Origin of the sequence: Collinsella aerofaciens, assembly GCF_902501475.1 — a bacterium.
Classification (GTDB): domain Bacteria; phylum Actinomycetota; class Coriobacteriia; order Coriobacteriales; family Coriobacteriaceae; genus Collinsella; species Collinsella aerofaciens_AL.
Genome location: NZ_CABWIF010000015.1, coordinates 1 through 16513, shown reverse-complemented (window position 1 = coordinate 16513; position 16513 = coordinate 1). Strand labels below are relative to the sequence as shown.

Sequence of the window (16513 nt, the reverse complement as noted above, 5' to 3'; positions counted from 1 at the left end):
ACACCTTTCTATTGCATCGGGTCGGACAGGACCCGTTCGATCTCTGATGCGGGAAGTGCGCCTTGGCGCAGGATCTGGAGCCCGCCGTGCTGGAACGACACGATGGTCGAGGCGTCGCGACACGGGGTCTCGCCGGCGTCGACGGCAACATCGACCCCCTCCAGGATGCGACCTTCGACGGCGGCAAAGCTTGCCGGCGAGGGCGCGCCGTGTGTGTTGGCGCTCGTGCAGGCAAGGGGACTGCCGCAGGCGCGGATGAGCGCTTGGACCACGGGAGAGGCCGAAGCGCGCAGGGCCACCGTGTCGTCGGCAGCACGCATAAAGGTCGGCACGCAGGGAGCCGCCTTGACCACGATAGTCAGGGCGCCCGGCCAGCATCGTCGCGCAAGTACGCGGGCATCTTCCGGGATATCCACGCCATAGCGGTCGAGCGCCTCGACACCATCGACCAGCCAAGCGACGGTTTGCGTGAGTTCACGTTGCTTGAGAGTGAAGATACGGCGGTAGCCGGTACCGAGCGCAGGGACCGCGGCGCCATTGACGGCAGCCTGCGGATCGCGCGGCCACGATGGGAATTCGCCTGTATCTTGGGGCACGGCGTCCGAGAAGGCGTTGACCGCCACGGCGACACCGTAAACCGTCTCGGTCGGGATCAGCGCCAGGCCGCCGCGGCCGAGCACCTCGGCCGCGCGCTCGACGGCAAGCCGATGCGGCTCGCGCGTTCCCTCATATACCCGATAGACCGTCTGCATGTGTATGCCAGCCCCTTACGCTCTGGTGCAAGTTTGTTTACTGTGGGGCATTCTCGCACGAAACGTTCAACCTATTTGCCCAGAGCGCATGTTGGTTTGGTGAGCGGCTCTAGTAGTCGGTGAAAGTGAGGGGGTTATTGGACTGCGACGAACTTCTTTGGCCTGCCGGCGTGGCGTTCTTGGGCGGCGTAGCGCTCGATGCTGTCTATCGTTATCATCCGACGGCCGTCGACAAGTTCAACATCGAGCTTTCCGGCTTTGACCAGCGCGGTAATCCGCGGAGCGGAGACTTTGAGGTCCAGCGCTGCGTCTTTAAATGTTCGGCACGCCGCTTCCCGAGCGTCCTCGTGGTCGATTTCGACTGAAAGGGCCACGACCTCGGCCGAGCGTTCGTACCCTGCCGGAGTCAAACCGTTGTTGAGGTCGTCGGCCAAAAACGCCATCAGTGCCTCGGTGGCATGGGCAATCGCTTCTTCGCGCGTATCGCCATCGGCAAAGGCGCCGGGAATCTGCGGGAAGCTGGCGCAGTAACCGTCGTCTTCTTTTATGAGAACGCAGTCATAGGTAAATCGCTGCCTCATTTTGCCTCCAACTACCATTCAGCTTGGCGACGAATACTTGCCCACGTGCCCTTCTTTGGTCGATCACCACCAGAGCCGTTCACGGTGACAACACGGTCACCAGAAACATACTTAGCATGACTACCGACTTGCGCGACCTTCACGAATCCATCGTGCTTGAGTAGGGCGATGATTTCCCGAAAGGTAGGAGGTTGCATGGGCCGACCTCTTTCAGCCGTCCTAATTATAAACTACTTTATAATTTTTGCTAACCAGTTAATAAATATTACTGGCGCTGTTTGGGCTCGGTGACGATGGCTCGGACGATGCGGGGGCGATCGGTGAGGTCATGGACGATACGCACGTCCGAAAGGCCTGCCTGGCGACAGAGCTCGGCCGCGGCATCGAGGGCACCCTCGTAGAGCTCGCAGGCAAACAGGCCGCCGGCGCGCAGCATGTAAGGCGCCGCATTGAGCAGGCGGCGGAAGATATCGAGGCCGTCGGCGCCGCCCTCGAGCGCCAGGTCGGGCTCAAAGTCCTTGACCTCGTGCGGCAGCGAGCGCATGACGTCGGTCGGGATGTAAGGCGGGTTGGAGACGAGCACATCAAAGGTGCCCCACTCTTCGCGGGGAATGGAACTCACCAGGTTGGTGAGGCTAAAGGCAACCTCATCTGCCGTGAGGCCGAGGGCGTCGCGGTTTTTGGTGGCCAGATCGATGGCGCGCGGCTCGATATCGGTGGCGGTGCAGGTAACGTGGCCGCGGCGCTCCCAGGCAAGGGAGAGCGAAATGCAGCCCGTGCCGCAGCCGACCTCGAGAACGCGGGCAGTGCAGGGCTCGGTTGGGGCAGGCGCAGCGGCATCCTGAGCTGAAGCCGTCTCCTGGCCGGCACCCTCGATGGCGATGCCGTATTCGTCGAGCTCGGACTCGGCGGCTTCCGCGACTTCGGCTTCTGCTGCCTGCGCGGCTTCCTCGGCCTCGCGGTCGGCCAGTTCCTCGGCATAGGCGCGGCTACCCAGTACGTCGCCGCCTAGCGCCGCCTCATCGGCAGCCGTCAGGTTAGCGGCACGGCGCTCGGCGGTCGCCCGTTCGTCTGCCAGCGCGGCCTCAGCCTTGCGTGCCTCCTCGACCTCATCGTTCCAAGGCAGCTCAACACGCTGACGGGCAGCAGCCTCGGGGCTCAGCACCTCGGCATCCAGATAATTGAGGACTTCCTCGACGAGCATCTCGGTTTCGGGGCGCGGAATGAGCACACCGGGGGCGCACGCGACGTCGATCATGCGAAACTGCGTGCTGCCCGTGATGTATTGCAGCGGCTCGCCCTTAGCGCGGCGGACAACGGCCGCATGCATGGTCTCGAGCTGGGCCGCGTTAAGCGTCTCGTCCATACGCATATATAAGTCGATGCGTGCCAAACCCGTGGCAGCGCAGAGCAGCCACTCGGCAGAAAGACGGGGGTGCTCCTCGCCGCGCTCGGCCAGGTACTCCTTGGTCCACTCGAGACAACGCTTGATGGTCCAAATCTCGTTTGCCATGGGGCCCTCCCCTCTTAAGCGCCGGACGGCGCGCGAATGTCGGAGCAGATTGTACGCGAGGCCAGCGCTTGGCAAGGGGCGATTGCAGGCGATTATCGAGAATCAGCCCAGATTTTTTGTTTGCCCCCGTCCAAAGTGTTCATTCGCCGACGTTCATATCAGCATCCGTCAAGCTTTTGGCAAGGTTGCCCCCAACCTGACCAATATCTAACCAAACGCTTGCCACATCACTTGACGCGCGACGCGTCAAAAATCGCCCCTCGACTTCTTGGACGATTTTTCGAGCAATATTATCAATAGCAGATGAAGGCTGTTAATTACTTTGAGCAGGTAGGCAGCTTAATTTCTAACAAAGCAGATTAAATAAACTCGAAAAGTAATTTACCCAACCTAGTCATTTAAGAACGTCCCCAATGACTAAAATGCCATCACAGCCGACTGAATAAAATATCAAGGCAATGTCCCCAATGACTCCCTACGGATCATTTGACAACCAAGAAAACGCCGATGTTTTGGCAATGCCAGCGAGCGACGTCCAGAGCGAACAAGTTGGCATGAAAAAGGCAAGGCATAGACCTTCTGGTCATGCCTTGCCTTTTGAATGACAAATTGTCGCTCTGGGCGGCGCGCAGCGTCGAGCCGTTACGCGGTTTGGCAAAACCGCGTAACCCACTACACAGCCTGCGCCAGCTTCTCGGCTCGCTCGGCGGCGGCGAGTGCCTCGATCACGGTGCCGAGCTGATCGCCCAGAAGGACGCCGTTGTAGGTGGAGTTGAAGCCGATGCGGTGATCGGTCACGCGGTCCTGGGGCTGGTTGTAGGTACGGATCTTCTCGGAACGGTTGCCATGGCCGATCTGGCTCTGGCGCTCGGCACCGAGCTCGGCCTGCTGCTTCTCGAGCTCCATCTCGTACAGACGGGCACGCAGCATCTGCATGCAGACCTCGCGGTTCTGGATCTGGGAGCGCTGCTCCTGCGACTGCACCACGGTGTTGGTGGGCAGGTGGGTAATGCGCACGGCGGAGTAGGTGGTGTTAACGCACTGACCGCCAGGGCCGGAGGCGCAGTAGGTGTCGATGCGCAGGTCGGACTGGTTGATCTGGACGTCGATCTCCTCGGCCTCGGGAAGCACGGCGACGGTAGCCGTGGAGGTCTGAATGCGGCCCTGGGACTCGGTCTTGGGGACGCGCTGGACGCGGTGCACGCCGGACTCGTACTTCATGACGGAGTAGACGCGGTCGCCCTCGACCTTGAACTCAATGGACTTAAAGCCACCGGCCTCGCTGGGGCTGGAGTCGAGCACGGTAGTCTTCCAGCCGCGCGACTCGCAAAAGCGCTGATACATCTTGTACAGGTCGCCGGCGAAGATGGCCGCCTCGTCGCCACCGGCGGCAGAGCGAATCTCGACGATGGTGTTCTTGTCGTCGTTGGGGTCGCTCGGGATGAGCATGTACTTAATGTCTTCCTCGAGCTGGGGGAGCTTGGCCTCGTTTTCGGAGATGTCCATCTGGAGCATCTCTTTCTCATCGGCATCGGTGGTATCGTGGAGCATTTCCTTGGCGGCCTCGATGTCATCGAGCGCGCCGATGTACTCGCGCGAGGCGGCGATGAGGTCGGACTGGTGCGCGTACTCCTTGTTGAGACGCGTGAACTCCTTAATATCGGAGGCGACGGCCGGGTCGGAGAGCTTCTTCTCGAGCTCCTCGTAGGCCTTGATGATCTTTTCGAGCTTGTCGCGCATGGCGGGACTCCTTTATATGCGTGAAGGTGAAAATCGGCAGAGTTGATGGGGCGCGCGGCGCCGCTGCGGGGGTAAGCCCGGCTAGAACATGTCGATCTTCAGATACATGCGCATCCCTTCGCGTATGGGGTACATAGTTGCGGTCTAACCCATACATGATAGCGTGCGCAGGCAAACCTGCATATAACCCGCACGGATTGATTGGTGCAAACAAACCTGACCCCATTGCACCAAGGGCTTGCTTTTTGGCTAGAGCGTGTGGAGCAGGGCGATGAGGAAGCGGATGCCCTGGAGGTAGGCGCGGCGGGTGATGCGCTCGTTGGTGCCGTGGACACCGCGCTCGCACTCGTCATCGTCTACCACAAAGGCCGAGAAGCGAATGCACTCAGGGCAAATGTGCTGGTAGTTGGCAGCGTCGGTCGCACCGATCACGGTCGAGGGCACAATTGCCACTGGCTCGAATGATCCGTTTTCCTCCGCCCCCTTTGGGTCGCGGAAGTAGCGGGCGGCAATGGCGCGAACGGTCTCGAGCCCCGGTCCACCGACACGCGGAGACGGCGAAGGCTCGGAGCTGCCGGGGCCGAGTTCGACCTCCACGCGCCCGGCGAGGCCCGCCGCGGCAACGACCTCGCGGCAGCGCGCCACAACGTCGGCCACGCTCGTGCCCTCGAGCATGCGGAAGTTGATATTAGCCCACATATCCTGCGGCATTACGTTGGCGCCGGTGCTGCCGCCCTCGATCTGCGTGGGCGCGCAGGTGGTCGTCACGAGCGGGTAGAGCTTCTTGCTGGCGAGGCACTCGCGCACGATGGTGTCCTTGTTGGAGGCAATCTCGTCGGCCGTGTAGAGCCCCAACTCGACGAGCTGGGCGGCAAGCAAGTCGGTCACGCGCGTCGGCCACTCGATATCGCAGATTGCGGTGATGGCACGGCTGAGCACCTCGAGCGATGTGCCGCCGTAGGGGTTGGACGAATGCCCGCCCTCACTCTTCGTCTTGAGTACGATATCGGCGTAGCCCTTCTCCGCGAGGTCGGCATGCATAAGCCAGCCCTCGCCCGCGCCATACTCGGCAGCCGAAACAATACGGTAGTCGCCCTCGTCGATCAGGTACTCAAGCTCAATGCCACGCTCCTCGAGCACACGACCGATCGCCCCCGCGCCGTACTGCGTAGTCTCCTCGTCCTGGCCAAAGGCGAGCAGCAGGGTACGCTTGTGCTCCCAGCCGTGTGCGAGCGCATACTCAACCGCCTCGAGAATGCCTGCGACCTGGTCTTTCATATCGATGGCGCCGCGACCCCAAATGTAGGTGTCGTCCACATGTCCGCTAAAAGGGGCATGCGTCCAGTCAGCCTCGGTGCCGGGTACCACGGGAACCACGTCCATGTGGCCCATGAGCATAATGGGCCTGAGGGCAGGGTCGGAACCGCTAAGCGTCACCAATAGCGAATGGTCGATAAGCTCGACCTTACCCGCCGTAAATACGTGCGGCCAAGCCTGCTGCATATACGCGCGCAGGTCGTCGAACGGCTGCCAGTCCACCGCCTCGGCATCCATACTCGAGATGGTCGGAAACGACAGCACGCGGCCCAGGCGCTCGCACGCACCAGCCTCGTCTATATCGGCAAAATCATCCTCATGCGCAAAAAAGCGCCAAACCTCGGCCATGACATCCTTTCGATTGTGACGACAAGGGCCGCCCCACCGGAGCGGCCCTGCCACATAAGCGTTTGCGGTCGGCTACTTGTCCTCGAGATAACGCGAGAGGAACTCGCGGGTACGTTGGTGTTTGGGGTTGCCGAAGAGCTCGGCCGGCGCGGCATCCTCGAGCACTACGCCCTTGTCCATAAAGACCACGCGGTCGGACACCGTGCGGGCAAAGGCCATCTCGTGTGTGACGACCACCATGGTCATGCCGTCGGCAGCGAGCTTGCGCATGACCTCAAGCACCTCTCCCACGATCTCGGGGTCGAGTGCGGAAGTCGGCTCGTCGAACAGCATGATCTGTGGATTCATGCATAGGGCACGAGCGATGGCAACGCGCTGCTTTTGGCCGCCGGACAGGCGACCCACGGCGGCGTGCGCGAACTTCTCGAGCCCCACGCTCGTCAGATGCTCCATCGCGACCTTCTCGGCCTCGGCCTTGCTCATCTTTTTGAGCGTGACGGGCGCGAGCGTGCAGTTGTCGAGCACGTCCATGTTGTTGAACAGGTTAAAGCCCTGGAACACCATGCCGATGTCCTCGCGCAGCTTGTTGATGTTGCAGCGCTCGGCCGTGAGGTCCTGGCCGTGGAACCAGATGTGGCCCGCGTCCGGGGTCTCGAGCAGGTTGAGGCAGCGCAGAAAGGTCGATTTGCCCGAGCCTGAGGCGCCAATAATAGTGACGACCTCGCCGGGGTTAACGGACAGGTCGATGCCCTTGAGCACCTCGAGCGAGCCGAAGCTCTTGCGCAGGCCCTCGACGCGGATGAGCGGCTCATTGGTCTGTGCGGCGGCCGCAACGCCGGTAGTAGCGGTATCTGCCATGATGATTCTCCTCGTCTTGAGCCTAGTTGGAGCTGGGCAGCGTGGCCGGAGCCTCGGCACCGAGTTTTTTGCCAAAGGCTTCGAGCAGGCGGCTCGCCACGAGCGTCAGGATTAGGTAGACCACGAGCGCCACGCAGTAGACCTCCATCTGGCGGTAGTACACGCCGGCGACCGTGGTAGTAGCGTACATAAGGTCGAACACGCCGATGACCGAGAGCACCGACGAATCCTTGATGTTGATGATGAGCTCGTTGGTGAGTGCCGGAATAGCGTTTTTAATGCCCTGGGGGAACACGACCTTGCGCATAGCCTGCCACTGCGACAGGCCCAGCGAGCGCGCTGCCTCGGCCTGGCCGGGATCGATGGATTCGATGCCGCCGCGCAGGACCTCCATCATGTAGGCGGTGGAGTTGAGCGAGATGGTGACAAGGCCGGCGGTGAAGGTACTCCAAATCTGGTTGGCCTGGGCGGTCTCGAAGCCCATGCCACGCAAAACGGTGAAGCCCGCGTAATAGATGAGCAGGCCCTGGACCATCATGGGCGTGCCGCGCACGATGGTGGAGTAGATGGTCGCAAAGCCGCGGCCGATACTCTTAAAGAAGCGCACCAGGTCGTTGTCCACGCGATCGAAGGTCTGAATTCGCAAGAACACAAAGAGCAGCGCCAGGAAGAATGCGATGACGGTGCCGAAGGTCGCAAGCGCGATGGTGATCTCGATACCGCGAATGAAGAAGTCCCCGCTCTTGTAGGTCATGTAGACCAGGCTCGACAAAAAGTCGCTGGGGTTGGAATCCGAGACAATGCTCACCTGCACCAGGTCGATAAACGACATGACGCAGCGGTCCACGAAAAAGATCGCCGCGATGGCGACCACGACGTAGCTGCCCAGGCATGCTCCACGACGGAAACGCTCGGATGCGAACGGCGACTTTTCGCGATAGTCGCTCCAGTGCATAAGCTTGGTGACCAGCGCCGCCGCCGACACGACGAGCCACGCCCACAGGATCGCCCAAAGGCAATCTTGAAACACGCCCGTGGGGGCCAAGAAGCTCAGCGGCGTGGGGTTGCGCTGGCTAAACGCCAGGCCGAGCGCCGCGATAACGCTCGTGCCCAGGTATACATAACGGTGGTCGGCCTTGATAAAGGAGGCCAGGCGATTGATGGTTTTCATGCTGCCTCCCTATGCCGGCTGACGATCGAGGCACGCGTCCCACATTTGGTCGCGCTCCTCTTGGCTAATGCCCTTGAGTGCCTTGTCGATGAGCTTAAGCAGCTTGTCCGAGCCCTTGCGGCAGCCGACGTTTGCCGTGACCTCCTGCTTAAAGCCCTCGCCCTCGGCAAATTGAATCGGCACGATACCCGGGTTTTGGGCCATATAGCCCTTCTCGTTCTCAGTGTTGTAGGTCACGGCGTCGCAGGTGCCCTGCAGCAGGTTCGAAAACACCGTGGGGACCGAATCGACCGGGTTCTTGTGGACAACGCCCGGAATCTCGTCGATGACGGTATCGAGCATGGTGTCCTTTTGGCCGAGTACCGTGGCACCGCTAAAGTCGCTGAGCTTGGTCGCATTCTGGTAGGGGGAACCCTCTTTTACGAACAGGCCAAAGTAACCGATAAAGTACGGGTCGGAAAAGCCGACGGACTCCTCGCGCTCGGGCGTGGCGCTCATACCGGCGATGATGAGGTCGATTTGGCCGTTGTTGAGCGAATCGATAAGACCCGAGAAGCTCTGCTTGACGGCAACGGGCTCGCCGCCGAGGGCCTTGCAGACGATCTTGGCGATCTGCACGTCGTAGCCATCGGCATAGGCGCCCTGCACGTTGTCGATGGGGATGGTGTACTCGCTGGCTTCGGAGACCTGCCAGTTGTACGGGGCGTAGGCCGCCTCCATGCCAATGCGGATCTTGTCCTTGCCGATCACGGAATCGGACAGGTCGTCGCGACCGCCGCCCGTCGTGGGCTGAACTACTTCCAGCGTGGAGGGGCGCTGGCAACCGGCAAGTGCGCCGGCGACGACAGAAGCGCTCGCAGCGAGAGCGCTACCCAAAAAGATGCGACGGCTGCACACCGGCTGTGGATGCGCGTCGCGTTGATGGGGAGAATGCATAATCTGCCTTCCCTGTTGAATCGTATGCTGACGACTTAACAGGATACCGCTCAGCGCTACCTCCAGCAAATGCATATATAAATGCATATATGCAAGTTTACGAACTGAAAACGATTGGTAGTCGTTGGGGACGTTCTTAAACGACTAGTCAAACAAGAACGTCCCCAACGACTAGGCATGAAAAAGGCAAGGCATAGACCTTCTGGTCATACCTTGCCTTTTGAATGACAAATTGTCGCTCTGGGTGGCGCGCAGCGTCGACCGGCCCGCCGTTCGTCAGAACGGCGGAACCTCTAGAGCAGGGTGACGCTAAAGCTACGTTTATCGGTAGCGCCGGGAGCCAAGGTGATGGTGTTGACCTTGTGCTCAAAGACATCGTCCTCGGTGTCCATGGTGGTATGACCGGTCCAGGGCTCGAGCGCCACAAACGGAGCGTCGTTGGCGGCAGACCACACGCCGATGTACTTAAAGCCCTCAAAGTCGATCTTGACGCCGTGGCCCGACTTGCGGCCGCGCAGTGTGAGCGTGGAGCCCGGGGTATCGGTGAACATGATGGCATCGTTATCGAAGCTGCGGTGCGTGATGGGCAGCACGTCCGAGTTATCGGGAGCCTTGTAGCTACCCTCGAACGTCATGAGGCCATCGGGCGTGATGATGGGGGCCTCGTTGGTCCAAGCCTCGGTAAATGCCAGCTCGTAGTCCTCGAACGTCTCGTCCTCGGCACCGGGGGCGGGTACGTTAAACGCGGGGTGACCGCCCACCGAGAACGGCAGGTCCACGTCGCCGGTGTTGGTGACGGCAAAGGTCTGCGTGAGCGTGGCGTCGCCGGTTAGGGCATAGGTCATGTTGAGCTTAAAGTGGAAGGGGAAAGCCTTGAGCGACTCAGGCGTGTCGGTGATCTCGTAGGTGACGGACGAGCCGTCCTCGGAGACCTCGACCAGCTTGTGCTCGACGATGCGCGCGAGGCCGTGACGCGGCATCTCGCAGGTGCCGGCCGCAGACGTCGCCGTGTTGTTGCGCAGTGAGCCCACGATGGGGAACAGGATGGGCGCGTGCTTGCCCCAAAAGGCGGGATCGCCCTGCCACAGATACTCGTTGCCGTTAAGGGCAAGGCTCGTGAGCTGGGCACCCATGGAATCGATGGCCGCGGTGAGGCCGCCGCGCTTGATGGTGGTGACGGTGGACATGCTACTTCCTCCAAAAGTAAACAACAGTGTCGAGGGCTATTGTCCCACTCTTGGCGGCAAGGAGAAGCGGCAGGCGCAGTTATTGAGCGATTGCGTAAAGGTCGAATCCGCCCTGCGGCGTGCTGTCGACCGTATCGGGCGCCTGCGAGTTAAAGCTCACGGGAACCATGCGCTTTGAGGCGCGGAAGCGCGTGCCATCGGTGGCGACGGGCGGCTCGTCGACCGTGAGCTCGTAGTCGCCGGGCTTGAGTTCGATGCCGCCGCCAGCGGAGTTGACATATTGATACTCGTCAATCGCCTGCCCTTTGAGCGTGCGGCCCGCGATGTGGATGAGCATCTGGCTGTCGCCGCGGGCGGTGTCCCATGTCGCACCGTCCTTGACCTCGACCGACACATGCACCGAGCGCGTGCGGCTGAGCGATTGTTCGACAGACATCTCGACCTTGGCGGCATCTTTGCGCTGCTGCTCCACATGGCTCCAGACATTTCCGATCGCCGAGCAAGCGATGACGCCGGCCATGAAGGCGATGAGGATGGGGCCGAGCGGAGAGCGGCGGGCCGCGTCTTCCTCACGAGCTAGGTTGGGGCGATGCGTGGGGGCGGGCGCCTGGGCACCCTGCGCGGGCACGTCGAGAATGCTGAAAGATGCCGTACTGCCGGGATCGATGTTATGGCGCGGCTGCGGGGTCTTGGCCGGCGAGATGGACATGTCGGCTGGCTCGCCGAGCGTGGCCGTAGCGTCGGCCTTAGCCTCGTCGGCCTCGGCCTGAGCCCAGGCCTGTTCAAAGGTTAGGGGTTCGGCGGAGTCGGAAGCAGCATCCGTCTCGACGGCATCGTTGCCGGTCTCGTCCTCGTCGCTCGACACGTCACGCGACGCGGGCTCGTCCCACCCCTCGTCCGGAGCCTCGCCCTCGCTATACCACCATTCAAAGTTATCGATATCCATACGGGGCGCCCCTTAGGCCTCGCAAATAAACACTTGCTAGCCTTATACCCCCAGACGGCACTGGAGCTCGCCGGCACAGACAGGAAAACCGTCACAACATTCGACGCTTTTCCTCGATTTCGAGATTTTCGCCGAATGTTGTGACGGTTTGGGCGACCGGCCGGCAGCGCAATGTGACAAAGAGACTGTCCCTTTGTCACATTCTGCTAGAGTTGCAGGGATTGAATCTCGCTTATTCATGCGACATTGGAGTGACAACCTTGACCGCCGCAACCACGCCTAAAAGTAAGTCAACCGCCGCCGCGCTCTCCCCTGCGCGCACCAAGCTCTGCCTGGCGCTGCTCGTGCTGTTGGGATTCTCGCTCGGCTGCTCCGAGTTCGTGGTCATCGGCATCGAAAGCGACTTGGCAACGGAACTCGGCGTATCGCTTGCCACCGCAGGCCAACTTATTAGCGTGTTCGCACTGATCTACGCCATCGCCACGCCGGTGCTTGCGCTCAGCACGGGACGTTTTCGCCGCTACCAGCTGCTCGTGTGCTACAGCATCGTCTTTGTGCTCGGCAACCTGGTCATGGCGTTGGCGCCCAACTTCCAGGTGCTGTTTATCTCGCGCATCATCTTGGGCTCCGTCTCGGGCGCACTGCTCGCCGTGGGTGTGACGTATATCCCCGAGCTGCTGTCCCCGCAGCAAACTTCGCTTGCCATCTCGGTAGTATATGGTGCGTTTTCCGTGGCAATGGTCTTTGTCACTTCGATCGGCAAGTTTGTGGCCGACACGCTCGATTGGCACGTGGCCATGTACGGCACGCTGGCCTTTGCCGTTCTGATCTGCGGGGCGCTCGTGGCGTTTATGCCGCGCGCTGGGCAAACCGACGAGCCTGCCACCTTTCGCGAGCAGGCGGGGCTGCTGCGCGAGCCGAGCATCATCACCGGCATGCTCATCTTTTTGTTTGGCGTGGGCTCGGTCTATGTGTTCTACGGCTACGTGACGCCTTATCTTGAGCAGGTGCTGGGTATGGGCACGGTCGAAGCCAGTACCACGCTTATGGCCTACGGCGTATTCTGCCTGATCTCGAACATCCTGGGCGGATGGATCGATGCGCGCTTTGGCATGAAGGCGCTACTCGTGACGTTTGTGCTGCAGGCTGCGGCGTTACTCGGGCTGTTTGCCGTGGGCGGCACCATGCCGCTCGCGTTGGTCTTTGTCTTTAGCTTGGCGTTGCTCATGTACCTGTTCTCGGTATCGTGCATCACGCACTTTATGGATGTGGCACGCAGCCGCCACCCCAAGTCGATGGTACTCGCAAGTTCGGTTGAGCCCATGGCGTTTAACGTCGGCATCTCGTTTGGCACCGCAGTGGGCGGCGCCGTGGTAAGCGGAGTTGGCATTGCATATGTAGGCGCGGTCGGTGCCGTGTTCTCGCTTGTGGCCTGGGCGCTCACGCTGGTGACGATTAAGTTGGCTCGCTGGGAACGCAAGAGGACGATGGCGCAGGCGTAGATGCGATACTCGAGCTCGATGATGGCGATCGAAAGGAAACCGCATATGCAACGTGTACTGTTCATCTGCTATGGAAACATCTGCCGCTCGACGATGGCCGAGTCGGTGTTTACCGAGCTCGTGCGCCGCGCTGGGCGCGAGGCGGAGTTTGCCATCGATTCCGCGGCGACCTCGACCGAGGAGATCGGCAACCCGCCACACCACGGTACCGTTGCCAAGCTACGCGAGGTCGGGATTCCCGTCGTCGCACATCGCGCACGTCAGGTGCGTCGCGCGGAGTATGGCGACTGGGACCACATTGTCTATATGGACGACGAGAACGCCCGCGCCCTGTACCGAATTTTTGGGAAGGACCCCGATGGCAAGATCTCGCGCCTGCTCGATTGGACCGATCGCCCCGGCGACGTGGCCGACCCCTGGTACACCGGCAATTTCGACGCCACCTACCGCGATGTACTCGCCGGTTGCACCGCCATGCTCGAGCAGCTGTAGGCGCTCGGGCGGCGCGGGCACACGGGCCACGCCATCGGCATAAAACGAGCGTGGATTTTCTCCCACTTTGAGCGTTCGAGTGCGCTCTAAACGGGAGAAAATCCACGCTCGTTATCTCGGTGGGAGAAAATCCACACTCATGAATGTGACAAAGGGACTGTCCCTTTGCCACATCCGGGACCGGCCCTAGACCGGCTTGACCTCCAGCTTTATCCCCTCGGCGCAGGAGTCGCCCAAAACATCCGAAAGGGCCCAGGTCGCATATAGCGGCAAATAGAGAACCGCTCCGTTGCGCTCAACGTTGCCTCTCGAGAAAACAATCCCGAGCCTTACGCCATATTCAGCCGTATCAAGCACATGACCGAGCGCAGCGTGCGCGTGGTAATAGGAGCCCGATTTAACCTCGATCGGAACAGCCGTCCCATCCGGTCCGTCGACCACAAAGTCCACTTCACCGCGCTTTTTTGTCTGATAGTAGTAAAGCTGGCGATTTTGGGCAGCCAGCTGCTGGGCCACCACGTTTTCGTAAATGCCGCCCAGATTGGGCTCCTTGCTATCAAGATACGCCGCTTGGGCGACTCCAACGGGGTAGCGCGCCATCAACATGCCCGTATCCGATTGATATAGCTTGAACTGCGATGGCCGTGCCGTCTTGAGCAGGGGCGATTTTGGCTCGGTTACGATATCGGCTTTGAGAGCAACGCCGGCATCGACAAGCCATACAAAATCTCGCTGATACTTCTCGTAGTGAGCCTTGGGGTCAATGGAATTGAGCACGAAGCGCTTGTTTTCGCCCTCGAGCATAATAGGGAGCTGATCGTAGATGCTCTGCACCTGAAGGGCACGCCCGCTTGCATACTTGGAAATATCCCGACGGTACTGTTCGTTGAGCTCGGACTGTAGCTGACGAACAGAGGCAAGGTCACCCTGCGTGTCAAGGAAACGCTGCACGACCTCTGGCATTCCGCCGACAACGGTATAGGTCCTGAAGTTTGCCATCATCGCGTCATGAATGTAACCAGGAATGGGCTTCTCGTTGATGCACGCGTCGCGTATCGTTTGGCGAGCCCCTTCGCTCACCCCGATTGCCCAGCAAAACTCCTCAAAATCGAGCGGGAACATCCTAAGCTCGTGGACATACCCCACGGGATAGGACCTGACGCCCTTGAACTGGGTCCCGAGCATTGACCCCGAAAACGCCCAGTGGCAGCGCCCATCCTCAACAAGGAACTTTGCCATCGTCATGATGTCGGGGGCCTCTTGGACCTCATCGATAAACACGAGCGTTTTGCCTGGTGCAATCGACTTTCCCGAAAGAAGCGTCACCCTGCTGATGAAATCATCGGCATCCCGCGCCTCGAGAAGAGCATCTTTTGCCTGGCGATTTTCCATGAGGTTGAGCTCAATGCAGGTTGCATGGCTGGCTTTGCCAAATGCGCGAATCGAATAGCTTTTGCCGATCTGGCGAGAACCCGTGATGAATAAGGCCTTTTGCTCGGTAGACTTCAGCCAACGCTCCAGCTCTGCCGCTATTTTCCTACGCAGCATAGGCTCTCCCCTCAGTGTCATCAAATGAAATGCAAAGTTCTATGCGCTTGATTATCGATGAAATGTAGGATTTTTAGAACCTAAAATCGGATGAAATGCAGAGATTTAGGATTATAAGCAGAAAGAAGGGGCAGCCCCGGCGAATGTGACAAAGGGACTGTCCCTTTGTCACATTGCGCTCGACTACTCGTCGACGATCTCGGCAAGCCAGACGTTCAGCGTATCGACCTCGGGGCAGCAGAACTTTGCCGTACCGGGCTCGTTGCCAGGCACGGTTCCGCCATAGCGCAGGATATCGATATAGGGAAAGCCCACATGGCAGGCCATGGCGCACATCTTGCCGCGATCTCGGTCGAAGTCAAAAACGTCGCCCGGCTTGTGCCCGTGATGGCAGCGGCATGTGCCCAGCTGGTCCACGCAGCTAATGCGAATACGTGGGCGCCTGCCGCGCGGGGCACCGAGCGGCTTGTTCTCGCCCGCCGCCTCGGTGCTGCTCTCGTCGGCGTTACTCATGGTCAATCACATCCAGGCAGGCCTCGATGGGAAGGCCGGCGGACTTATCCTCCTGGTCGGCATTGCGCTCGATGAGCTCCGCTACCACACGCATGGCATCGCTCGTCGCGCGCTGCAGGCTCCAACCGGCCATAACGCGGCCGACAAGCACCGCCGAGAACGTGTCGCCCGTGCCCGGAAAGTAGACCGGAATCAGCTCGAAGGGAATCGTGAAGTACTCCCCCGCCACATGGTCGTAACCGATGACGACATTCGCACCGTCGACCACAGCGCTCGTAATGACCACCGACTTGGCGCCCAGGACACGCACGGCATCCACAAGACCGCGGCCCTCATCGGGCGTGATTTGCTCGGCAATGGGCGTATCGGTGAGCAGGCAGGCCTCGGTGTAGTTTGGCACCGCATAGTCGGCGCACTCGAGCAGGCTGCGCATGAGACCGATCGTGGACTCGGGCACGCCGGCATAGAGCTTGCCGTTGTCGCCCATGATGGGGTCGACGAACACCTTGGTGCCCTTTTGCGCGCGACGGTGGCAGAAATCCGAAATGATGCGCGTCTCTTCCTCGGTCACGATAAAGCCGGTGGAGATGGCGTCGAACTCAAAGCCGAGCTCCTCCCAAATGGCGAGGCTCTGGCGCACGTACTCGGTGGTGTCATGGATGTAGAACTTGGGATAGTTGAGCGTATCGGACACCAGCGCCGTCGGCAGGTTATGGATACGGTAGCCCATGTGCGACAGCACCGGCAGCATTGCAGAAAGCGCGACCTTGCCGTAGCCGCACATATCGTTAATCAGCAGCAACTGAGTATTCTTCATGAGGGTCTCCCTTGGTTCGGGCACGGCGCGGCAGCGCCATAGTGCGATTAAGTGTAGCGCAGGGAGCACGGCAGGCGGGCGCTGCTGCCGTGGAGGTCGAATTGTTGCGGAGAGGTTACGAAAACGAGGTAGTCATTGGGGACGTTCTTAAATGACTAGTCAAACAAGAACGTCCATTACAGTCGAAATTGTCAGCCCGGGACCGTCTCGGGCTACGATTGAGGCGCGCCCAGAACGGGCCGCCGACCGGGCGCCCGCGCACGGCCGAACGTCCCTGCCCCCGAGAGGGCCC

Annotated in this window: 16 protein-coding genes; 2 read left to right on the top strand and 14 right to left on the bottom strand. The window is 60.5% G+C overall.

Annotation, left to right across the window (positions count from 1 at the left end):
* Positions 1-8: 8 nt before the first annotated feature.
* From GDJ93_RS04425 to GDJ93_RS04375, 11 genes are all read right to left on the bottom strand, one after another.
* Positions 9-752: an L-threonylcarbamoyladenylate synthase gene (locus GDJ93_RS04425; RefSeq protein ID WP_152067891.1), complete on the bottom strand. Its 744-nt coding sequence runs from the start codon at positions 750-752 to the stop codon at positions 9-11.
* Positions 753-886: 134 nt separating this feature from the next.
* On the bottom strand, positions 887-1333 hold the full coding sequence (locus GDJ93_RS04420) for a type II toxin-antitoxin system HicB family antitoxin (RefSeq protein ID WP_118260181.1): 447 nt from the start codon (positions 1331-1333) through the stop codon (positions 887-889).
* Between the two features lie 11 nt (positions 1334-1344).
* Entirely contained in the window at positions 1345-1530 is a 186-nt protein-coding gene (locus tag GDJ93_RS10280; RefSeq protein WP_152067890.1) for a type II toxin-antitoxin system HicA family toxin, read from the bottom strand.
* Positions 1531-1598: 68 nt separating this feature from the next.
* Positions 1599-2846, bottom strand: a complete 1248-nt coding sequence (locus tag GDJ93_RS04410; protein WP_152067889.1) for a N5-glutamine methyltransferase family protein — start codon at positions 2844-2846, stop codon at positions 1599-1601.
* Positions 2847-3518: 672 nt separating this feature from the next.
* Complete coding sequence (prfA, locus tag GDJ93_RS04405) at positions 3519-4586, bottom strand: peptide chain release factor 1 (protein ID WP_035138783.1); 1068 nt, start codon at positions 4584-4586, stop codon at positions 3519-3521.
* A gap of 249 nt (positions 4587-4835) precedes the next feature.
* Positions 4836-6251: a M20/M25/M40 family metallo-hydrolase gene (locus GDJ93_RS04400; RefSeq protein ID WP_152067888.1), complete on the bottom strand. Its 1416-nt coding sequence runs from the start codon at positions 6249-6251 to the stop codon at positions 4836-4838.
* Between the two features lie 72 nt (positions 6252-6323).
* On the bottom strand, positions 6324-7109 hold the full coding sequence (locus GDJ93_RS04395) for an amino acid ABC transporter ATP-binding protein (RefSeq protein WP_118099385.1): 786 nt from the start codon (positions 7107-7109) through the stop codon (positions 6324-6326).
* A 22-nt stretch (positions 7110-7131) separates the two neighbouring features.
* Positions 7132-8280: an amino acid ABC transporter permease gene (locus tag GDJ93_RS04390; protein ID WP_152067887.1), complete on the bottom strand. Its 1149-nt coding sequence runs from the start codon at positions 8278-8280 to the stop codon at positions 7132-7134.
* 9 nt (positions 8281-8289) lie between these two features.
* Entirely contained in the window at positions 8290-9216 is a 927-nt protein-coding gene (locus tag GDJ93_RS04385; protein ID WP_152067886.1) for a transporter substrate-binding domain-containing protein, read from the bottom strand.
* Positions 9217-9509: 293 nt separating this feature from the next.
* Positions 9510-10403: an aldose 1-epimerase family protein gene (locus GDJ93_RS04380; protein WP_152067885.1), complete on the bottom strand. Its 894-nt coding sequence runs from the start codon at positions 10401-10403 to the stop codon at positions 9510-9512.
* Positions 10404-10482: 79 nt separating this feature from the next.
* Entirely contained in the window at positions 10483-11349 is an 867-nt protein-coding gene (locus tag GDJ93_RS04375) for a hypothetical protein (protein ID WP_152067884.1), read from the bottom strand.
* A 251-nt stretch (positions 11350-11600) separates the two neighbouring features.
* Between GDJ93_RS04375 and GDJ93_RS04370 the strand changes: the two genes are divergently transcribed.
* A complete protein-coding gene (locus GDJ93_RS04370) occupies positions 11601-12851 on the top strand; it encodes an MFS transporter (RefSeq protein ID WP_226812459.1) in 1251 nt (416 codons plus the stop codon).
* Between the two features lie 45 nt (positions 12852-12896).
* Positions 12897-13343: a low molecular weight protein-tyrosine-phosphatase gene (locus GDJ93_RS04365; RefSeq protein WP_035138777.1), complete on the top strand. Its 447-nt coding sequence runs from the start codon at positions 12897-12899 to the stop codon at positions 13341-13343.
* Positions 13344-13529: 186 nt separating this feature from the next.
* On the opposite strand, the gene GDJ93_RS04360 is transcribed toward GDJ93_RS04365, so the two are convergent.
* From GDJ93_RS04360 to GDJ93_RS04350, 3 genes are all read right to left on the bottom strand, one after another.
* Positions 13530-14891 carry an ATP-binding protein gene (locus GDJ93_RS04360; RefSeq protein WP_152067883.1) on the bottom strand — a complete coding sequence of 454 codons (1362 nt, stop codon included), beginning with the start codon at positions 14889-14891 and terminating at the stop codon, positions 13530-13532.
* Between the two features lie 183 nt (positions 14892-15074).
* Positions 15075-15404 carry a TIGR04076 family protein gene (locus GDJ93_RS04355; protein ID WP_226812458.1) on the bottom strand — a complete coding sequence of 110 codons (330 nt, stop codon included), beginning with the start codon at positions 15402-15404 and terminating at the stop codon, positions 15075-15077.
* Complete coding sequence (locus tag GDJ93_RS04350) at positions 15397-16221, bottom strand: PfkB family carbohydrate kinase (protein WP_152067882.1); 825 nt, start codon at positions 16219-16221, stop codon at positions 15397-15399. Before GDJ93_RS04350 ends, GDJ93_RS04355 begins: the two co-directional genes overlap by 8 nt.
* Positions 16222-16513: the final 292 nt, after the last annotated feature.